The 17233-nt window shown below is 70.3% G+C and carries 16 protein-coding genes; 7 read left to right on the top strand and 9 right to left on the bottom strand.

The window, feature by feature from the left end; translation table 11 throughout:
• The first annotated feature begins 240 nt into the window (after nucleotides 1-240).
• Both AC1XX3_RS12225 and AC1XX3_RS12220 read left to right on the top strand, forming a co-directional pair.
• Nucleotides 241-1032 carry an endonuclease/exonuclease/phosphatase family protein gene (locus tag AC1XX3_RS12225; RefSeq protein WP_483321422.1) on the top strand — a complete coding sequence of 264 codons (792 nt, stop codon included), beginning with the start codon at nucleotides 241-243 and terminating at the stop codon, nucleotides 1030-1032.
• A gap of 37 nt (nucleotides 1033-1069) precedes the next feature.
• A complete protein-coding gene (locus tag AC1XX3_RS12220) occupies nucleotides 1070-1825 on the top strand; it encodes a GntR family transcriptional regulator (RefSeq protein WP_483321421.1) in 756 nt (251 codons plus the stop codon).
• Nucleotides 1826-2033: 208 nt separating this feature from the next.
• Here AC1XX3_RS12220 and AC1XX3_RS12215 read toward each other — a convergent pair whose 3' ends face one another.
• Nucleotides 2034-2924, bottom strand: coding sequence for an SDR family oxidoreductase (locus AC1XX3_RS12215; RefSeq protein WP_483321420.1), 891 nt, complete (start codon nucleotides 2922-2924; stop codon nucleotides 2034-2036).
• Nucleotides 2925-3041: 117 nt separating this feature from the next.
• Between AC1XX3_RS12215 and AC1XX3_RS12210 the strand changes: the two genes are divergently transcribed.
• The gene (locus AC1XX3_RS12210; protein WP_483321419.1) at nucleotides 3042-3623 is read left to right on the top strand and encodes a mismatch-specific DNA-glycosylase; all 582 of its coding nucleotides are present in this window, start codon (nucleotides 3042-3044) and stop codon (nucleotides 3621-3623) included.
• Between the two features lie 15 nt (nucleotides 3624-3638).
• Here the strand turns inward: AC1XX3_RS12210 and AC1XX3_RS12205 are convergent, their stop codons facing one another.
• Nucleotides 3639-4292: a GOLPH3/VPS74 family protein gene (locus AC1XX3_RS12205; RefSeq protein WP_483321418.1), complete on the bottom strand. Its 654-nt coding sequence runs from the start codon at nucleotides 4290-4292 to the stop codon at nucleotides 3639-3641.
• Nucleotides 4293-4425: 133 nt separating this feature from the next.
• Here AC1XX3_RS12205 and AC1XX3_RS12200 point away from each other — a divergent pair, with 133 nt between their 5' ends.
• Both AC1XX3_RS12200 and AC1XX3_RS12195 read left to right on the top strand, forming a co-directional pair.
• Nucleotides 4426-5727 (top strand): M16 family metallopeptidase, encoded by a 1302-nt coding sequence (locus AC1XX3_RS12200; protein WP_483321417.1) that lies wholly within the window; start codon nucleotides 4426-4428, stop codon nucleotides 5725-5727.
• The gene (locus AC1XX3_RS12195; protein WP_483321416.1) at nucleotides 5727-7079 is read left to right on the top strand and encodes a M16 family metallopeptidase; all 1353 of its coding nucleotides are present in this window, start codon (nucleotides 5727-5729) and stop codon (nucleotides 7077-7079) included. Before AC1XX3_RS12200 ends, AC1XX3_RS12195 begins: the two co-directional genes overlap by 1 nt.
• A gap of 68 nt (nucleotides 7080-7147) precedes the next feature.
• On the opposite strand, the gene AC1XX3_RS12190 is transcribed toward AC1XX3_RS12195, so the two are convergent.
• The 4 genes from AC1XX3_RS12190 to AC1XX3_RS12175 form a co-directional block, all read right to left on the bottom strand.
• Nucleotides 7148-9985, bottom strand: a complete 2838-nt coding sequence (locus AC1XX3_RS12190; protein WP_483321415.1) for a UPF0182 family membrane protein — start codon at nucleotides 9983-9985, stop codon at nucleotides 7148-7150.
• Between the two features lie 87 nt (nucleotides 9986-10072).
• The gene (locus AC1XX3_RS12185) at nucleotides 10073-10672 is read right to left on the bottom strand and encodes a PPA1309 family protein (protein WP_483321414.1); all 600 of its coding nucleotides are present in this window, start codon (nucleotides 10670-10672) and stop codon (nucleotides 10073-10075) included.
• A 105-nt stretch (nucleotides 10673-10777) separates the two neighbouring features.
• Entirely contained in the window at nucleotides 10778-11824 is a 1047-nt protein-coding gene (locus tag AC1XX3_RS12180) for a YlbL family protein (protein WP_483321413.1), read from the bottom strand.
• Nucleotides 11821-12246, bottom strand: a complete 426-nt coding sequence (locus AC1XX3_RS12175) for a molybdenum cofactor biosynthesis protein MoaE (RefSeq protein WP_483321412.1) — start codon at nucleotides 12244-12246, stop codon at nucleotides 11821-11823. The genes AC1XX3_RS12180 and AC1XX3_RS12175 overlap by 4 nt, the downstream gene beginning before the upstream one ends.
• A gap of 201 nt (nucleotides 12247-12447) precedes the next feature.
• Between AC1XX3_RS12175 and AC1XX3_RS12170 the strand changes: the two genes are divergently transcribed.
• Together AC1XX3_RS12170 and AC1XX3_RS12165 are read left to right on the top strand one after the other, a co-directional pair.
• Complete coding sequence (locus AC1XX3_RS12170) at nucleotides 12448-14157, top strand: zinc-dependent metalloprotease (RefSeq protein ID WP_483321411.1); 1710 nt, start codon at nucleotides 12448-12450, stop codon at nucleotides 14155-14157.
• Nucleotides 14154-14771: an NUDIX hydrolase gene (locus tag AC1XX3_RS12165; protein WP_483321410.1), complete on the top strand. Its 618-nt coding sequence runs from the start codon at nucleotides 14154-14156 to the stop codon at nucleotides 14769-14771. Before AC1XX3_RS12170 ends, AC1XX3_RS12165 begins: the two co-directional genes overlap by 4 nt.
• Before the next feature lie 28 nt (nucleotides 14772-14799).
• Here AC1XX3_RS12165 and AC1XX3_RS12160 read toward each other — a convergent pair whose 3' ends face one another.
• The 3 genes from AC1XX3_RS12160 to AC1XX3_RS12150 are packed head-to-tail and all read right to left on the bottom strand — an operon-like array spanning nucleotide 14800 to nucleotide 17232.
• Nucleotides 14800-15855 carry a DUF2332 domain-containing protein gene (locus AC1XX3_RS12160; protein ID WP_483321409.1) on the bottom strand — a complete coding sequence of 352 codons (1056 nt, stop codon included), beginning with the start codon at nucleotides 15853-15855 and terminating at the stop codon, nucleotides 14800-14802.
• A 41-nt stretch (nucleotides 15856-15896) separates the two neighbouring features.
• On the bottom strand, nucleotides 15897-16583 hold the full coding sequence (locus tag AC1XX3_RS12155; RefSeq protein ID WP_483321408.1) for a glycosyltransferase family protein: 687 nt from the start codon (nucleotides 16581-16583) through the stop codon (nucleotides 15897-15899).
• Nucleotides 16573-17232, bottom strand: a complete 660-nt coding sequence (locus AC1XX3_RS12150) for a M48 metallopeptidase family protein (protein ID WP_483321407.1) — start codon at nucleotides 17230-17232, stop codon at nucleotides 16573-16575. The genes AC1XX3_RS12155 and AC1XX3_RS12150 overlap by 11 nt, the downstream gene beginning before the upstream one ends.
• Between the last annotated feature and the right edge of the window lies 1 nt (nucleotide 17233).

Raw genomic sequence — 17233 nt, 5'->3', positions numbered from 1 at the left:
GTCTTGGTCATCCGCGGGGGTGTGACGCACTCTTCAGCACGTGAGCGCTGCAGGCGATGATCAGGTGACAGGAGCGGGCGCTCAGTCGGTGAAGATGCGCTCGACCCCCTGACCTGTCGCCGCGTCGAACGGCAGCAACCAGCACGACGCTGACTGCTGTTCTGTCGGATCAAATTGTTTACTGGCCTAGACCGGTATATCTTCCTCGGACGTCAGCCGCGTCAAGACCCAGGAGACTTCGTGACGAGCTTTATGTTTTGGAACCTGCACGAGGCCGCGCAGGGCCTGCGGGCCGGCGATGACCGGCAGTGGCGAGACCAGGTCGCGGTGGTGCGGCGCCATCGTCCCGACGTGCTGGCCGTGACCGAGGGATGGGACTGGCACCTCGACGACGAGCGGTTGTTCCGACGGGCGCTGGACGACTTCGGCTTCGACCACGGCGCGCTGTATGAGGCCAAGACGACGTGTGACATGGCCGTGATGTGGCGTGACGGCACCGAGGCGGTTGCGATCGATCGGCAGCCACAGCGGGAGGCGTGGTGGCATGGCTACCTCCGCGTCAGCCTGAACCTGCCCGGCCAGAGCGAGCCGTTCGTCGTGATGGTCAGCCACCTCAACCCGTTCGACCCGACGCTGCGTCGGATCGAGGGCTCGTGGCTGCGCAACCGGATGCTCCACACCCCACGCGGCGTGCTGGTCATGGACGCCAACACCGTTCCCCCCGGGGACGACGAACCGGCCCTCTGTCTCAGCCGTACGCTGCCGGACGAGGACCGGGCCGATCGGGCCCCGCTCGCCGGCTTGTCAGCCATCGGCCTCGTCGACGTCGGAGCGGCCTTCGACGACCGCCGCCCCACCCACGGTCACTATGACTTGGGCCCGCAGATTCCCCAGACCCCGCTCCGGCTGGACCAGGCCTGGGCCACCCCGGGAGTCGATCTCACCGGCTACACGGTCCTGGACTCGCGGGCAGACGATCCGGAGATCGACTCCGCCTCCGACCATCGCCCGATCCTGTTCACCATCGCCTGACGCTCATCGCACCCGACCGCCGAAGGAGACTGCACCGGTGACCCGCCCCAGACATCTGGTCGGCCCGACACCGGATCAGATCACCCCGGACCAGGTCGGCGAGCCCGGCAAGGGTCCGTGGCTGCGGCAGAATCTGCTCGCCCTGATCCTGGCCATGACCCCCGGGGACCTCTACCCCAGCGAACGGGTGCTGGCTGAGCGCTACCAGGTGGCTCGGATGACATTACGCCGCGAGCTGCTTGCCCTGGAGGAGAACGGGCTGCTGGAACGCATCCCCGGGCGCGGCACGTTCGTCCGGCGTCCGAGCGGCATGGTCGACACGTTGACGGCCTTCACCGACATGCGCGTCTGGCAGCAGGCCACCGCCAAGATCATCTCGCTGCGTCGGGTCCGGCCCAGCGCAGCTGAACGGGAGACCCTGGGCCTGGCCCGCGACTCGCAGGTGATCTGCCTCCGTCGCGTCAGGTTGTCCCAGGACCAGCCCATGGCGGTCGAACGCATCACGCTGCCGGCTGACCGATTCCACGGCCTGACCCGTGATCAACTTGTGGACCGGTCGCTGTATCGGACCTTGGCCGACGCCTACGGCGCTCACGCCTTCTCTGCCGAACAGAGAATTCGCGTCGCCAACGCCTCGGACCGAGACGCCGGACTGCTCGAGATCGAACCCGCTAGTGCCGTCATGCTGATCGAGCGCATCACCCGGGACCAGCTCGGTCTGGTGATGGACATGAGCACCGCCGTCTGCCATCCGGACCGTTACCACCTCCATCTCCAGATCGGCCTGAGCTGACCACCGATGCGGAACTCCGGGATCGGGGCGGCGAGCCACGCCACACCGCCGCGAACCGTCGGTGATCACCTGGACCACGTCGAGTGCAGTGCTCCCGCAGGGTCCCGCAGACAGCACGGTCTCGGCGCTGAGCGGTGACAAGGCCCACCACAGGACAAAGCCTGGATCCCCCAGGAATCCAGGCTTCGTCGTTCAGGTGGCCGAAGGCTCAGAGCGGGCTACCACCGGTGACCGCGATGGTCTCCGACGAGATGTAGGTCGAGTCCGCGCTGGCGAGGAAGACGTACGTCGGTGCAAGCTCAGCCGGCTGGCCGGCGCGCCCCAGCGGGGACTGCTCGCCGAAGCTCTCCACCTGCTCCTCCGGCATGGTGGCCGGGATCAGCGGGGTCCAGATCGGCCCCGGTGCCACGGCGTTCACCCGGATACCCTTCTCCGCCAGCGCCTGCCCCAGGCCGCGGGTCCAGTTGATGATGCCGGCCTTGGTGGTGGCGTAGTCGAGCAACGCCGGCGACGGGGTGGTGCCCTGGATGGAGGCCGTGTTGATGATCGTCGCGCCCGACTCCATGTGCTCGAGAGCGGCCTTGGTCAACCAGAACATGGCGTAAAGGTTGGTCTTCATCACCCGGTCGAACTGCTCGCTGGTGATGTCGAAGATGCTGTTCGGCTGTGCCATCTGGTAGGCCGCGTTGTTGACCAGGATGTCAATGCCGCCCAGCTCGTCCACGGCCTTCGCCACAACGGCCAGGCACTGCTCCTCCGAGGTGAGGTCACCCGGGACGGTGACGGCCTTGCGGCCGGCCTCGGTGACCAGCCGTACGGTCTCCTGCGCGTCGTCCTCCTCGGCCGGCAGGTAGGAGATGACGACGTCGGCGCCCTCGCGGGCGAAGGCGAGCGCCACGGCCCGGCCGATGCCGGAGTCGCCGCCGGTGATCACCGCGCGCTTGCCGGTGAGCTTTCCGGTGCCCCGATAGGTGTCCTCGCCGTGGTCCGGCTGCTCGCCCATGTCCTGGGTCCGACCGGGATGCTCCAGCTGCTCACCGCTGGTGTCCGGCTGGTGGTGGAGGTCCTGGGGGTCTGCGTCGTTGGGCTGAGTCGACAAGGTGGTGTCCTCTCGTACGGTGGAAAATCTGTTCCGCTCTGTGCTACCCGCCCGCGCCGCCGCTAATCGTCTTTCCGTGACCACCGGGCACTGCGATGGTGCCGCTAGAGTTCCCGGATGGGATTCACCCAGGCCGAGCTGCTCACCTTCCGCGACGTCGCTGTCCCCGACCTCGTCGGACCTCAGATGAAGCTCCTCTTCGTCGGCATCAACCCCGGCCTGTGGACCGCGGCCACGCAGACGCATTTCGCCCACCCGGGCAACCGGTTCTATCCGGCGCTGCGGCTGGCCGGCATCATCGACCGGGACGTCAACCGGGCCGAGGGCATGACCGACGAGGACCGGGCGTATCTGCTGAGCCGTGGTCTCGGCAACACCAATCTGGTCAACCGGGCCACGGCGCGGGCTGACGAGCTGACGGCCGACGAGCTGCGCGCCGGTGCGGTCAGGCTGGAGCAGACGGTTCGGCGCTGGCGACCCGCCGTGGTGGCCGTCGCCGGCATCACCGCGTACCGCACCGCGTTCGGGCAGCGAAAAGCCACCGCTGGTCGCCAACCCGAGCTGCTGGCGGGCGCGCAGCTGTGGGTGGTGCCCAACCCCAGCGGACTGAACGCCCACGAGACGATCGCCACCCTGGCCGCCGCGTACGCCGAGCCGGCGGTGGCTGCCGGAGTGCTGCCGCAAGCGGGAAAGGCCTGAGCGAAGAACCCGCCCTCAGCCCACGGCGGCGGCGTCGCCGTCGCTGATCGCCTGCTTCACCGCCTTCGCCACCCAGTCACCCTCCCCCATCGCCTTCACCCGGGCCCGCAGCGCCGGCTTGTCGTGGGTGGGCACCACCTTGGGCAGGTGCCTGGTGGCGTCGAGCAGCCCGATCAGGGCCACTGTCCGCTCGGTCGGCGTCAGCCCGTCGACCAGCGCCTGCTTCAGCCGGGCACGGATCTCCGCCTCGGGAGCTGGATCGGCCGTCGGCCAGGACCGGGTCGGGAAGACGCCCAGCACCTTGCCCTGCTCCTCGCCCAGCACGCCGGCCGCCGCGAGCCGCTCCAACAGACGGTCACGAACCCCCTTGGTGATACGTCGCCCCGACATCGAGCTGACGGCATCCTTGACCCGCTTGCCCTCGATCTGCGTCAGCAGTGCGAGCGCCCGGTCGAGCTCGGGATCATCGGTCGGGTCGGTGCTGGTGATCGTGATCCGACCGCGCCGGTTCCAGGCCTCCGTCGGCGCCGTGACCCCGATCCGCTCCCGCAGCGCGAGCTCCACCACCAGCGCTCCCCCGAGCGCCGGGTCGATCTTCTCCGAGCCGATCCGGCGCCGGCCGGTCTCGTCGTCGAAGCACAGCAGCAGGAACTCCTCGGCGATCAGCATGGCCCGACGCTATCGCCTGGACCGAGCAGGCCCCTAGACCGACAGGCCCCTAGACCGACAGGCCCAGACCGAGCAGGCCGGCTGTCGCAGGCCCTTCGGCCCGCCGACGGCGCGGTGTGCTGTGATGAGGCCTATGAGTTCAGGACCCGCTGCACCCGCCGCCCCTCTCACCTTGTCCTATCCGATCAGCCAACACACGCTGGACAACGGACTCCGCGTCGTCGTCAGCCCGGACCACGGCGCACCGTCGGTGGCGGTCAACCTCTGGTACGACGTCGGTTCCCGGCACGAGCAACCCGGCAAGACCGGGTTCGCCCACCTTTTCGAGCATGTGATGTTCCAGGGCTCGGCCCACGTGCCGTCCGGCCAGCACATCGGGTTGATGCAAGCCGCGGGCGCCGCGGTGAACGCGACCACCTGGTTCGACCGCACGAACTACTTCGAGACGCTGCCCACCGGTGGCCTCGACCTGGCCCTGTGGCTGGAGGCGGACCGGATGGGGACACTGCTCGACGCCCTCACCCAGGACAACCTGGACAACCAGCGGGAGGTGGTGAAAGAGGAGAAGCGGCAGCGCTACGACAACGTGCCCTACGGCGACGTGATGCAGCTATTGGTGGCACTCACCTTCCCACCCGAGCATCCCTACGGCCACACGACGATCGGCTCCATGGACGACCTGGACGCGGCCACGGTCGAGGACGTGTCGGAGTTCTTCCGCACCTACTACCGACCCAGCAATGCCGTCTTGTCGATCGTCGGTGACGTGGGGGTGGACGCCGCGCTGGCCAAGGCCGAGACGTACTTCGGGCACCTGCCGGCGCAGCCCAAGCCGGCCCCGTTACAGACCGCGCCGCTGCTGCCCCTGAGCCACGAGCCCCGGCTGGAGCGGACCGCCGACGTCCCGGCGGACGCCGTCTACCTGACCTGGCGCCTGCCCGCCCGCGACACCGCGACCTTCGACGCGCTGGACCTCGCCTTCTCGGTGCTGGGCGAAGGACAGACTTCCCGGCTGCACAAAGAGCTCGTCCGGCGCCGGCAGCTCGCCGAAGGCACCAGCGCCAGCGCCATGGGCCTGATCGGCGGCAACTCGTTCGGCTTCGTCTTCGCCCGGGCCCGGAACGGGGTCAGCCTCGAGGTGCTCGAGGACGCCCTGGTCCGCGAGATCGACCGGCTCCGGACCGAGGGTCCGACCGACACCGAGCTGCGCAGGGCCAAGGCGCAGTACGAACGGCACTGGCTGCATGAGCTGGCCAGGGTGGACTCCCGCGCCGACGCCCTTGGCGAGTACGCCACCCTGCATGGCGATCCCGAGCTGATCAATGTCCGCACCGCCCAGATCGCCGCCATCGACGCGGCGGCGGTCGCCGACGCCGTCACCGACTGGTTCAGCATCGACGAGCGGGCCACCGTCCTCTACCGCCAGGAGCACTGATGACCACCACCTTCCCCCCGCAGCCGGCCGTCGGTACCCCGTCGAGCTGGACCTTTCCCCGGCCCCGGCGCAGTCGGCTGGACAACGGGCTGGAGGTGATGGTGTTCGACCTGCCCGGTCAACATGTCATCGCCGCCCACCTGGTGCTCGACGTCCCGCTCACGGCGGAGGACCGCGACCGTGAGGGTGTGGCCACCATCGCCGCTCGGACACTGGACGAGGGCACCCTGCTCCACGGTGGCGACGAGTTCGCCGAGCTGCTCGAGACCGAGGGCGCCGGCTTCGGCATCGACGTCTCGCTGGCTGGCCTGCAGGCGGTGCTCGATGTTCCCTCGACCCGGCTGGAGACGGCGCTCGCCCTGTTCGCCGAGGCAGTGACCCAGCCCGCCTTCGCCGACGACGACGTTCACCGGCATGTCCAGCTGCGCCTCGCCGAGATCGAGCAGGCCCAGGCCAACTCCGCCCAGGCGGCCAACATCGCCTTCCGCCGCACCGTGCTCGACCCGGGCACCCGGGCCAGCCGGATGAGCGGCGGGGAGCCCGAGACGGTGGCCGGAGTCACCCCCGAGGCCGTCCGCGACTTCCACGGGCGTTTCTTCGGCCCCCGCAACTCCACCTTGGTGCTGGCGGGCGACTTCGCCACCGATCCGCTGCCGCTGGTCGAGCGGGTGCTGGCCGGCTGGACCAACGACCAGCAGGCGAGCCCGGAGCCGGAGCGTCCCGGTGCCGTTCCCCGCCGCTCAGTGCTGATCCACCGACCCGGTGCTGTCCAGGCCGACCTGCGGCTCGGCGGCTTCGGGATCGATCGCCGCGACCCGCGCTGGGCCGACATCAGCGTCGCCAGCTACGCGATGGGCGGCGCCTTCCTCTCCCGCCTCAACGCGGTGCTGCGCGAGGACAAGGGCTACACCTACGGCGTCGGGCTGCAGTTCGGTCCGATGCGCATCGGCGGCACCTTCGCCGTGCAGGGCTCGTTTCGGACCGAGGTCGTCGGCGACGCCCTGACGGTGGCCCAGGAGCTGCTCGATGTCTCGGCGCGGCCGTTCACCGCCGAGGAGGTGCAGAACGCCGTGACCTACTTCGCCGGGGTCTCACCGCTGCGCTACGCCACCGCGGACGGGGTGGCGGACCAGGCCGGGACCCAGCTGCTGACCGGCCTGCCCGACGACTACGTCGACCAGAACCTGGCGGCGCTGCGACGGGTCACGCCGGAGTCGGCGACGGCCGCGTACCGGGATCTGGTCGATCCCGCCGCACTCAGCCTGGTCGTGGTCGGGGACGCCGACCAGCTGCTCGATCCGGTCCGGGCGGCCGGGTTCGCCGACGTGGAGGTCACCCGGCCGACCGAGTGATCAACGACGAAGGGCCGGCCCCGGGGAGTGTCTCCCGGGGCCGGCCCTTCGTCTGCTTGGCTGCGCGGTCAGCGACCCAGCGCCGCCTTCGCCCGGGCCACCGCCTCCTCAGCTTCCTTGATCTTCGCCTGGTACGTACCCAGGTCGCCGGCGGCGAGTGCCTTCTCGGCCTCGGCGAAGGCGCGCTCAGCCTCTTGCACCGCCGTCTGCGCCGCGGGGTTGTCGACCTGACCGGTGGGCTTCTGGTCGGGGGTGCCCGGCTCCTCCTCGGTCGGTGCGCCGGAGTCGCCCTGGAACACCTGGTCCAACGCCTGGGTCAACGTGTCACCGATCCCCACCGACTGGCCGAAGCGGACCATGACGAACCGCAGGATCGGGTAGGAGCCGCTGCTGCCCTGCCGCTGCGTGTACACCGGCTGCACATACAGCAGACCGCCCCCCACCGGGAGGGTCAGCAGGTTGCCGTACTGCGCGGCCGCCGTGCCCTGCTGGTACGGGCGGAGCCGCTCGGCCACCGTCTCGTTGGTCACCATCGCATTCGAGGTCTGCGCCGGTCCGTCGATCTGGGTGCTGTCGGACATGCGCAGCACCCGGAGCTTGCCGTAGTCCGGACTCGACGCGTCGGCGTTGACCGCCATGTAGGCAGCCAGGTTCTGCCGCTGGTTCGGCGTGTAGACCGTGGTCAGGGAGAAGCTGGCGCTCTCATCCCCTGGCCACTTGATCGACAGATAGTTGGGCGACTCCTTCGATCCGGCGGGTGCCGTCGGCAGCGGGTCGTTCGGGATCTGCCACAGGTCCGAGTTCTGATACCAGCTGCCGGGGTCGGTCACGTGGTAGCGGGCCAGGATCTCGCGCTGCACCTTGAACAGGTCCTCGGGGTAGCGCAGGTGCTGCAGCAGATCGTCGGAGATCGCCGCCCGCTCCTCCACCATGCCGGGGAAGGCCTTCTTCCAGGTCTGCAGGACCGGGTCCGCCTCGTCCCAGGTGTAGAGCTTCACGGTGCCGTCGTAGGCGTCGACCACGGCCTTCACCGAGTTGCGCATGTAGTTCACCATCGTGTCCGGCTGGGTCGCCACGACACCCTGGCGGGTCTGGGTGTCGGAGGTCGCCTGCTCGAGTGACACCCGCTGGCTGTAGGGGTAGGAGTTCGAGGTGGTGTAGCCGTCGACGATCCACACGATCCGACCGTCCACCACCGCCGGGTAGGCGTCACCGTCCACCTTGAGCCACGGAGCCGCCTTCATCACCCGCTCCCGCGGCGTGCGGTCGTAGATGATCTTGGATGCCTCGTTGACCCGGTCGGCCAGCAAGATGTTGACGTCGCCGAACTTCACCGCATAGAGCAGCCGGCGCCACAGCGACCCGATGGCCACCCCGCCACGGCCGGTGTAGGTGAAGGTCGTCGGGTTGCCCCCCTCGCCGCCGCCCGGAGTGTCGAGCTCGACCGGCTCGGTCCCGGGCGGGGCGCCCACCACCGAGTAGTCGGTCTGCCGCTCACCGAAGTAGATCCGCGGCTCGTGCTCGGCGATGCTCCCGGTCGGCGGGATGTCCTTGGCGATCCACTGCGGCTCACCACCGCTCTGGCTGCGGTTGCCGTACGCGGCGACCAGGCCGTAGCCGTGCGTGTAGACGGTCTTGAGGTTGTTCCAGTTGCGGCTCTCGGCGCCCAGACCACTCTGGTCCATCTCGCGTACCGCGACCACGGCGTCGGTGGAGGCACCGTCGATGGTGTAGCGGTCCACGTCGAGCACCGTCGGGAAGCTGTAGTAACCGCGCACCTGCTGCAGCTGCTCGTAGGCCGGGCTGACCACAGCCGGGTCGATCAGCCGGATGCCGGGCAGTGCCTCGGCGTCGGTACGCAGCTGGCCGGCGGTGGCGGTGGTCTTGGCCGAGTAGTCGGTCACCTCGGTGTCGGCCACCCCGTAGGCCGTGCGGGTGGCCTCGATGTTGCGCTGGATGTAGGGACGTTCCTTGTTGGGCTCGTCCGGCTTGACGCTGAAGTACTGCACCGCGCCGGGATAGACCATGCCGAGAACGATCGCCGACAGCAGCATCAAGGTGAGGCCGATGGTCGGCACCACCCAGCGCCGCAGCACCGCATTGGCGAAGAACATCAGGGCGCAGATCCCCGCGATGATGGCCAAGATCATCTTGGCGTTCACGGTGGCGTTGTCGGCGGTGTAGTTGATGCCGGTGATGATGCGGGTGGAGGCGATCTCCAGCCCGTACTGGTCGAACCAGTAGCTGACGCCCTTCACCAGGACGGCGAGTCCGACCAGGATCGACAGGTGCGCCTGGGCCGCCGGCGAACCGCCGCGCCGGGGACCGGAGAAGCGCAGGTTGCCCATCACGTAGTGGACGACAGCTGCTGCCCCGGCGCAGAACAGCAGCGCAGTGAAGGCGAAGGACAGCGCGAAGCGCCACCACGGGTAGTCGAACACGAAGAAGCCGATGTCCAGCCCGAACTTGGGGTCCTGCTGGCCGAACGGCGTGCTGTTGCGCCAGGCGAGATAGGTCTGCACCTGGCCGGCGGCAGCCCCGCCGGCGAACAGGCCCATCAGCACACCGGCGGCGGCCACCACCACGACGAAGCGCGACTCCAGCACCTCGCGGTAGCGCTCCAGCAGCGGGCTGCTCGGCGCGGTGGCCCGGACCCGTGGCCGGAGCCGGTAGGCGATGGCGGCGTTGGCGATGACGGCGGCGGCCATGATCAACCCGAAGGAGATGAACAGACCGATCCGGGTCACCAGCATGGTGCTGAAGACCTCGCCGTAGTCGAAGGACACGTACCACAGTCGGTCGGTCCACACGTTGGTGAAGATCGCGAAGGCGACCACGATCACCGCCGCGATGACCAGGGTGGGCAGGATGGCACTGCGCCGTCCGACCCCCGTCAGGCTACTCACCGTTGTTCTCCTCAGTTGCGATTCTCAGTACGTTCGACCTGCGGTGTCCGGGCGAGACCGTGGTCAGGCTCCGGACGCGTGATGTGCTCATGATGCGGACAGCGTATGCGCTAGCGCCTCAGCGAGGCCCGGCACGAGGTCCGGCGCCCCGAGCAGGTCATCAGGCTCAGACACCACCCGGGCCACGCCGTGCCGATGTCCGTCGCGGTCCACCCCGACCACGACGCGTACGTCCTGGCGTGCCGGGTGGGCGGCGACGTAGGCCGCGGCGGCCTCCGGGTCATCGGGCAGCTCTGGCTCGGAGTCCGCCGGCAGGAACGTCCGCTCCAGGCTGATGGCGCAGCCGTACACGGCGTCCGGCCAGACGATCATGGCCAGGTCCTCCAGCAGAGCGCCGTCGGTCACGAAGTGGTCCTGCTCGATGGCGGTGAGCGCGCCGGCCGGCGCACCGTCGGCGGACCCCCGCAGGCCCAGCTCGCCGGCTACCGACGGTTGGGCCGCGATCACGTCGTCGGTCGGCACCAGCGCGAACAGCCGGGGGCTCTGGTCCCACCCTGCCGACGCGACGTGGCGCTCCAGCTCGATCAGCGCGGCGATCAGCGCATCCTGGCGCTCATCGACCACCGGATGCTCGTCGGAGGGTCGCTCGGGCTGCTCGGCGGGCGGGTCGTGCGGTGTGTCAGTCATCGGTCATCTCGGGGTCTCGGCGTCATCTTCAGGTCTCGGGCCAGTTCGGTCGTGCGGCGGTTCGGGACTTGCGGCAGTTCGAGTCGTTGGTCAGCTCGCTGCTGGTCAGCAGCGAGGTACGGCGTCCGCGCCGGCGGGCGAGGCGAGGGTACGGAGGGCGTCGATCCCCTCCTGCAGGGTGCCCACCTTGATCAGCGTCATGTCGGTCCGGACGCCGGCCAGGGCCGTGCAGTTGGCGGCCGGCACCAGGAACGCGGTGGCGCCGTCGTCCTCAGCGGCGGCGATCTTCTCCTGGATGCCGCCGATCGGTCCGACGGTTCCGGTGGGGTCGATGGTGCCCGTGCCGGCGATATGCCGACCGTCCAGCAGGGCGCCCTCGGTGATCTTGTCGTAGATGGCCAGACCGAACACCAGCCCGGCACTCGGACCGCCGATCTCCTGACCGAAGTCGAAGGAGATCTTCGGCTGGTAGTCGTAGCCGGTACCGACGGTGATGCCGACGACGGCCGAACCGGGGTCGGTTTCGGATGCCTCGGTGGTCACCTGGACTGAGCGACGGGCACCGGAGCGCAACACCTCGAAGGTCGCCGGGGCGCCCACCTTCGTGCGCTGCACGAGGGCGCCGACCTGGTCCACCCGGGTCACCGCCTGTCCGGCCACGGCCAGGATGAGGTCGCCCGGCTGCAGCTTGGTGTGGGCCGGGCCGTCGAGCATGACTGACGCCACCACGGGGCGTTCGGTGACCGGCTCCCCCGCGGCCCGGAGCGCGGCGACGATCGCGTCGTCCTGGGCGGTCTCCATCATGACCGCCTCCTCCCGCTCGACCTGGTCGGCGCTCTTGTGGGGGGCGTAGACGCTGTCGCGCGGCAGGGTGTCGCGGTGCGGCAGCCAGTAGCCGAGGACGGCCTCGGGCAGAGTGAGACGGGAGTCGGAACGGGTGACCGACACCGTGGTGAGGTCGAGCCGGCCGCTGGTCGGGTGGGTCTCGATGCCCTCGACCGCGATGATCGGCTGGCCGTTGACCGCTCCCAACGTGTCCTGGGTGCCGCCGGGACTCCAGGTGACGAACGGCACCGGTACCAACACCAGCGCGGCGGCGAGGCCGACGAAGAAGATCGCGGAGACCAGGGCCGTCCAGGTCTGCCGGGTCACGGCAGACCGACCCATTCGGACTCGCCGCTGGCGAACAGCTGTTCCTTCCAGATCGGGACCTCGGCCTTGAGCTCGTCGATCAGCTGTCGGCAGGCTTCCAGTGCGGCAGCCCGGTGCGCAGCGCCGACGGCCACCACGACGGCCAGGTCCCCGACCTCCAGATGGCCGACCCGGTGCTCGACCGCAACGGCGACCACGTCGTGCTGGGCACTGACCCGTTCCGCGACGTCACGCAGCACCTGCTCGGCGCTCGGATGCGCGGTGTAGTCCAGGGAGGAGACGCCGGCGCCGGAGTCGTGGTCGCGGACGGCGCCGACGAACAACCCGATGCCGCCGACAGTGTCGTCGCGGACGGCTGCGAGCAGCCGGTCCACGCTCAGTGGCGTGTCGAGGATGCGTACCTCACGCACGGGCGACGACATGCGACGACCCTAACTCAGGTTCGCCCACGCGGCGCACCGCCGATGCGGCCCCCGCGCAGCTCTCGGCAGACTTCTATTGCGCTCTCAGCGATCACCCAGGCAACTCTGCGGCATCGGCCAGGTTGGCGTCGTACCGTTGGGCGTACGAGCAGCAACCGTCGCGAGTGCCTCGTGCCGTGCACGAGGACGTCAGGAGTTGGAATGGCCGAGGACAGCCACCCCGGGTCGCACGACCAGCCCGAGGACGAGCCCACGCCCGGGTCGGACCAGCCACCCCTCGGCGGGCAGCCGCGGCACTCCGAGTTCCCCGCCGGGGACGCAAGCGACGCCGACGAGGCCACGTCTGACCAGCCCCGATCCGACCAGCCGAGCGGCCAGCAGCCCCCACTGGGCGGGCAACCCAGCGGCGGGCAACCCCCACTGGGCGGCCAACCCGGCAGCGGCCAGCCGGCCAACCCGTTCGAGGCCCTGTTCAGCCAGTTCGGCGGGGGCGCGGGCCTCGGAGGTGCCGGCTTCGGCGCCACTGGGCCCGGATTCGGCGCCGGCCAGCCGGGCGACATGAACGCGATGATGCAGCAGCTGCAGAACGCCTTCGCCATGCTCGGTGGCCCGAATGCCATCTTCGGCGCGGGGGCGACTGCCCCGGGGTCTGGCGTGAACTGGGACGTCACCAAGGACATCGCTCGCAAGACCGTCGCCTCGCTCGGTCCCGATCCCACCCCGAGCGACGCTCAGCGCCGCGCGCTCAACGAGGCCGCGTCCATCGCGGAGGTGTGGCTGGACTCTGCGACCGACTTTCCGCGGGTGAGCAGCTCGATCGCCGCCTGGAGCCGGGCCGACTGGGTCGAGCAGACGATGCCGGTCTGGCAGCGCCTGGTCGAGCCGGTGGCTGCACACATCGCCGACGCGATGGAAGGGGCGCTGAGCCTCGGCGGCGACGCCGAGGAGGCCATTCCGGGCATGGCCGGGATGGAGCAGATGCTGCGACCGATACTGCGCAGCTCGGGCGCCAGCATGTTCGGACTGCAGCTGGGTCAGGGCCTGGGCCAGCTGGCGGCTGAGGTCGTCGGTGCCACCGACATCGGTCTGCCGTTGAGCGAGCCGGGCCACGTCGCCCTGCTGCCGACCAATGTCGAGGCGTTCGGCGAAGGCCTGGAACAGAGCAGCACCGATGTCACGCTCTATCTCGCGCTGCGTGAGTGCGCCCGGCAGCGGCTGTACGCCTCCGCCGGTTGGCTGCGGTCACAGGTGCTGGCGCTGGTCGAGGAATACGCCCGCGGGATCACGATCGACACCTCGGCGCTGGAGCAGGCGGTCGGCCAGATCGACCCCAACAACCTCGAAGAGCTCAGCTCCACGCTGCAGGGTGGCCTGTTCGAGCCGCACAAGAGTCCGGAGCAGCTGGCCACGCTGGAACGGCTGGAGACCATGCTGGCGCTGGTCGAGGGGTGGGTCGACGACGTGGTGACCCAGGCGACCGCTCAGTGGATGCCGTCGGCCGGTGCACTCGCCGAAACCGTACGCCGCAACCGCGCGAGCGGCGGACCGGCCGAGGCGACGTTTGCCACCCTCGTCGGTCTGGAGCTGCGACCCCGACGGATGCGGGACGCGGCGAACCTCTGGGCGGCGCTGCGCGAGTCCCGCGGCGTCGAGGGCCGTGACGCGGTCTGGAAGCACCCGGACCTGGCGCCGTCGTCAGCCGACCTGGACGACCCGCTCGGCTTCGTGGCCGGGGAGAGCCGGACCAGCGACGAGTCCGACTTCGACGCGGCCCTGGCCGAGCTGCTCGAATCAGCCGAACAGGACGGCTCCCCGGACCAGCCGGCCCAGAACGACACCGCCCCCAACGACACCGGGGAGAAGGACACCGACGACGGCTCCGAGGGCACCGAGCCCGGACGCCCGGCTTGACCGAGACCTCCCCGTTGGGGTCGTCGACCGCTGCTGCGTCCCCCGCTGCCGCGCCCGCCCCGGCGGCGGACGCTCGGCTGACGCTGTCCTGCCGACGGACCTTGGAGAGCTGGCGCCCACCCAGTGCGGAGCAGGACCAGCTGCGCAACGACTATCTCGCGCATCTGCGCGACCGACCGAGCGGCTGGTCGCGGACCAGCCCTGGCGCCCATCTCACCGCGAGCTCGCTGGTGTGCGACCCGCAGGGGCGACGGGTGCTGCTCACCCTGCATCGCCGGCTGGGGCGATGGCTGCAGACCGGCGGCCACCTCGAGGACACCGATCCCGATCTCGAGTCCGCGGCGCTGCGGGAGGCGACTGAGGAGAGCGGCGTGGCGGACCTCCGGCTTGACCCGGTGCCGCTGCTGCTGTCGCGGCACGAGGTGCCGTGCGGACCGGTGCGGCCAACCTTCCACCTCGACGTGCAATACCTGGTGCTGGCCGCCCCGGCCGCCGAGCCCCGGATCAGCGCCGAGTCTGCGGAGCTGGCCTGGTTCACCCTCGACGCGCTGCCCGAGGTCGACGCCTCCGTCACCGCCCTGGTCGAAGCCGCCGGCGGACATCTCGGTTGGTGACCGCAGCAGCGGCCCCGCTGCACCGGAGCTAGCCGGTCGGCATCAGCCGTACCGGGAGGCCGTGGTCATGGACCGTGCCCAGCACCCGGGTCCGCGGCGTCGTCTCCCCCGGGGTCCACAGCGTCGTGCTCAGCTGTGGCTTGTCGGCTCGCCCGGCCGAGTATTCCATCGCGACCCGCGCCAGCGGCGCCGTCGCACCGGCACGGGCGAGGACGTCGTCGACGGCGCGTACCTCCTCAGGCGGCCAGTACATCTGGGTGATCGAGTGCCAGACCACGGTCAGCGTGTCGGGCGGCGCCGTCGCCAGCAGCCGACGACCCAGCCAGTCACTCGCGGCCGCCCGGTCGACCATCGGGGGATGCTCCCGGGCGAGCTCGAGAGCCTGGCGGAGTCGGGCGTGCCGGTGCAGGTCGAAGGGCCACACGAACGAGGTCAGCAGCTCACGGCCCTGCTCGGTGGTCGCATCGACGGGGAAGAGGTCGCAACCACGAGCTTCGACCACCGTGAACGGCGCCACCTGGACCGCACCCTCCACGGCGTTGTCGAGCTGGACCGGCGACGCTGCCGGGCCGTGCTGCCAGCCCGGGCCCCGCAGGCACATTCGGTCGACGAGCAGGTTGAGCCCGGCGCTGGCGCCCACCTCCAACAGCCGGATGCGGTTCCGGCCGGAGGCGACCACCAGGTCGAACAGACCGACGAGGAGGGCAGCGGCCCGGCCCACCTCATTCGTCTGCGGCGCCACCTCCAGCGACTGGGCGAGCGCGACGGGGTGGGCGGCGATGACCGCCCGCATCACCGGCCACACCTCCTCGGCCGGTCGATCCCCGCCCAGGCAGGGATAGAACGGGCGTAGCTCGTCCGCGTGGCCCTGGAGCACCAGCCGGAACACGCCGGCGAGCAACCGCAGCTGGATCGCCGCCCCGGGTGGTGCGTCCTCGTGTCCGGCACAGACGGCGCGGACCGGTCCGCCCGCTTCCCAGTCGTCAGCCATCCCCCGCATGGCATGGCCGTAGAGATGGGTGTGGTCGCGGGCGTGGGCCCTGAACCGGTCCGCCAGGGTCTCGCCCGCGTCGAAGTCGGTCATCGCCCTCTCCTCTCGATCACCGTCGAAGTGTCTGGTCCTGATCACACATCGAAGGCTCTCCCGGACAGCAGGGCGCGGGTCGACTCCCAGCCCTCCAGCCCCGGGTCGAGTCGCGCCACCGCCTCGGGGCTGCGCATCCGGTGCCAGTCCGGACCGCGGGCCACCAGGCGACGGCGCGGCGCCAGCCGTTCGAGCTCCTGATAGGTCGTGGTGTCCAGGTCCAACCCTGGCAGCCAGTCGGCCAGCGGCAGCCGGACTCCGATGGCCACCGCCCCCGGCCCGGCGCCCCGCTGCGGGGCGAAGCAGACGTCGGCCCGTTGCAGTGCCTTGAACACCTTGGCCAGCACCAGCCCGGGCAGGTCGGGTACGTCGGCGGGCAGCAGCACCAGCTCGTCCACCTCCCCCGCCAGCCCGGCGGCGAGCTCGGCGACGGTCGCTGTAGCCGGGAACGACCGGTCGTCGGGCCACAGCAGCTCGTCGGCGCCGTCGGCTGCGACTCCGGCCTGCACCTGTTCCAGGTCGGCCACCACCTCGTAGGTGTCGGCCAGGCAGGCCTCGGCGTACGCCCGTGCGTCCACGCCGGGTGGTGGCACCGCGACATGGCGGGCCAGGACGATCGCGAGCCGACGCGTCGGCGTCGCGTCGTGGTCGGCGTACAGCGAGCCGGGATCCGCCGACCCGCCGACACCGAAGCTCGGTCCAGGTCCGTCGCCGGCGCTACCAGACATCGTCGGCCGTCTCGCTGGGTTCGTCCTGGCTGGGTTCGTCCTGGCTGGGGTCTGGCTGGCCGGGTCCGTCCCCACCGAGACCGTCGCCGCCCGGGGCCGCCGGGCCGGTGGTGCCCGCCTGGTATCCCTCGAGGTAGCCCTTCGCCCGTTCGGCCTGCGGGTACGCGTCGACGAGGCGCCAGAAAGCCGGCGAGTGCGCCGGTTCGACCAGGTGCGCCAACTCATGCACCAAGACGTAGTCGACCACCCAGGCCGGCATGGTCTGCAGCCGCGAGGAAAGCCGGATGACCCCCGTGCTGGGGGTGCAGGACCCCCACCGCCGTTGCTGGTTGGTCACCCAGATGATGTCGTGCGCCACGGGGGCAGACCCCAATGCCGGCGCCAACACCTGCTCGCTCAACCGACGACCACGCTCGGCCAGGTCCGCCGAGCCCCGTGGGGTTCGGATCCGGGCCTCCCGGGCCAGGACCTTGGCCACCATGTCGGCGACGAAGGCGGCCTCGTCCTTCTTCGACATGCGTTGCGGGATGAGCACCACGATGGTGTCCCGGTCACGGTAGGCCGTGACGGTGCGCCGGCGGCGGGCACTGCGGCGTACCTCCACCTTCGGCTGCTGCTCGACCATCCGACCCCTGTCCTCGTCGCTCACC

Source organism: Microlunatus sp. M237, from assembly GCF_056896895.1.
This window is presented reverse-complemented; position numbering and strand designations above follow the sequence as displayed.

Excerpts from the sequence above, each read along its gene's own strand:
- AC1XX3_RS12210 (WP_483321419.1), top strand. The coding sequence starts at position 3,042 with ATGGGATTCACCCAGGCCGAGCTGCTCACCTTCCGCGACGTCGCTGTC.
- AC1XX3_RS12205 (WP_483321418.1), bottom strand. The coding sequence starts at position 4,292 with ATGCTGATCGCCGAGGAGTTCCTGCTGCTGTGCTTCGACGACGAGACC.
- AC1XX3_RS12200 (WP_483321417.1), top strand. The coding sequence starts at position 4,426 with ATGAGTTCAGGACCCGCTGCACCCGCCGCCCCTCTCACCTTGTCCTAT.
- AC1XX3_RS12195 (WP_483321416.1), top strand. The coding sequence starts at position 5,727 with ATGACCACCACCTTCCCCCCGCAGCCGGCCGTCGGTACCCCGTCGAGC.
- AC1XX3_RS12185 (WP_483321414.1), bottom strand. The coding sequence starts at position 10,672 with ATGACTGACACACCGCACGACCCGCCCGCCGAGCAGCCCGAGCGACCC.
- AC1XX3_RS12175 (WP_483321412.1), bottom strand. The coding sequence starts at position 12,246 with ATGTCGTCGCCCGTGCGTGAGGTACGCATCCTCGACACGCCACTGAGC.
- AC1XX3_RS12170 (WP_483321411.1), top strand. The coding sequence starts at position 12,448 with ATGGCCGAGGACAGCCACCCCGGGTCGCACGACCAGCCCGAGGACGAG.
- AC1XX3_RS12160 (WP_483321409.1), bottom strand. The coding sequence starts at position 15,855 with ATGACCGACTTCGACGCGGGCGAGACCCTGGCGGACCGGTTCAGGGCC.
- AC1XX3_RS12155 (WP_483321408.1), bottom strand. The coding sequence starts at position 16,583 with ATGTCTGGTAGCGCCGGCGACGGACCTGGACCGAGCTTCGGTGTCGGC.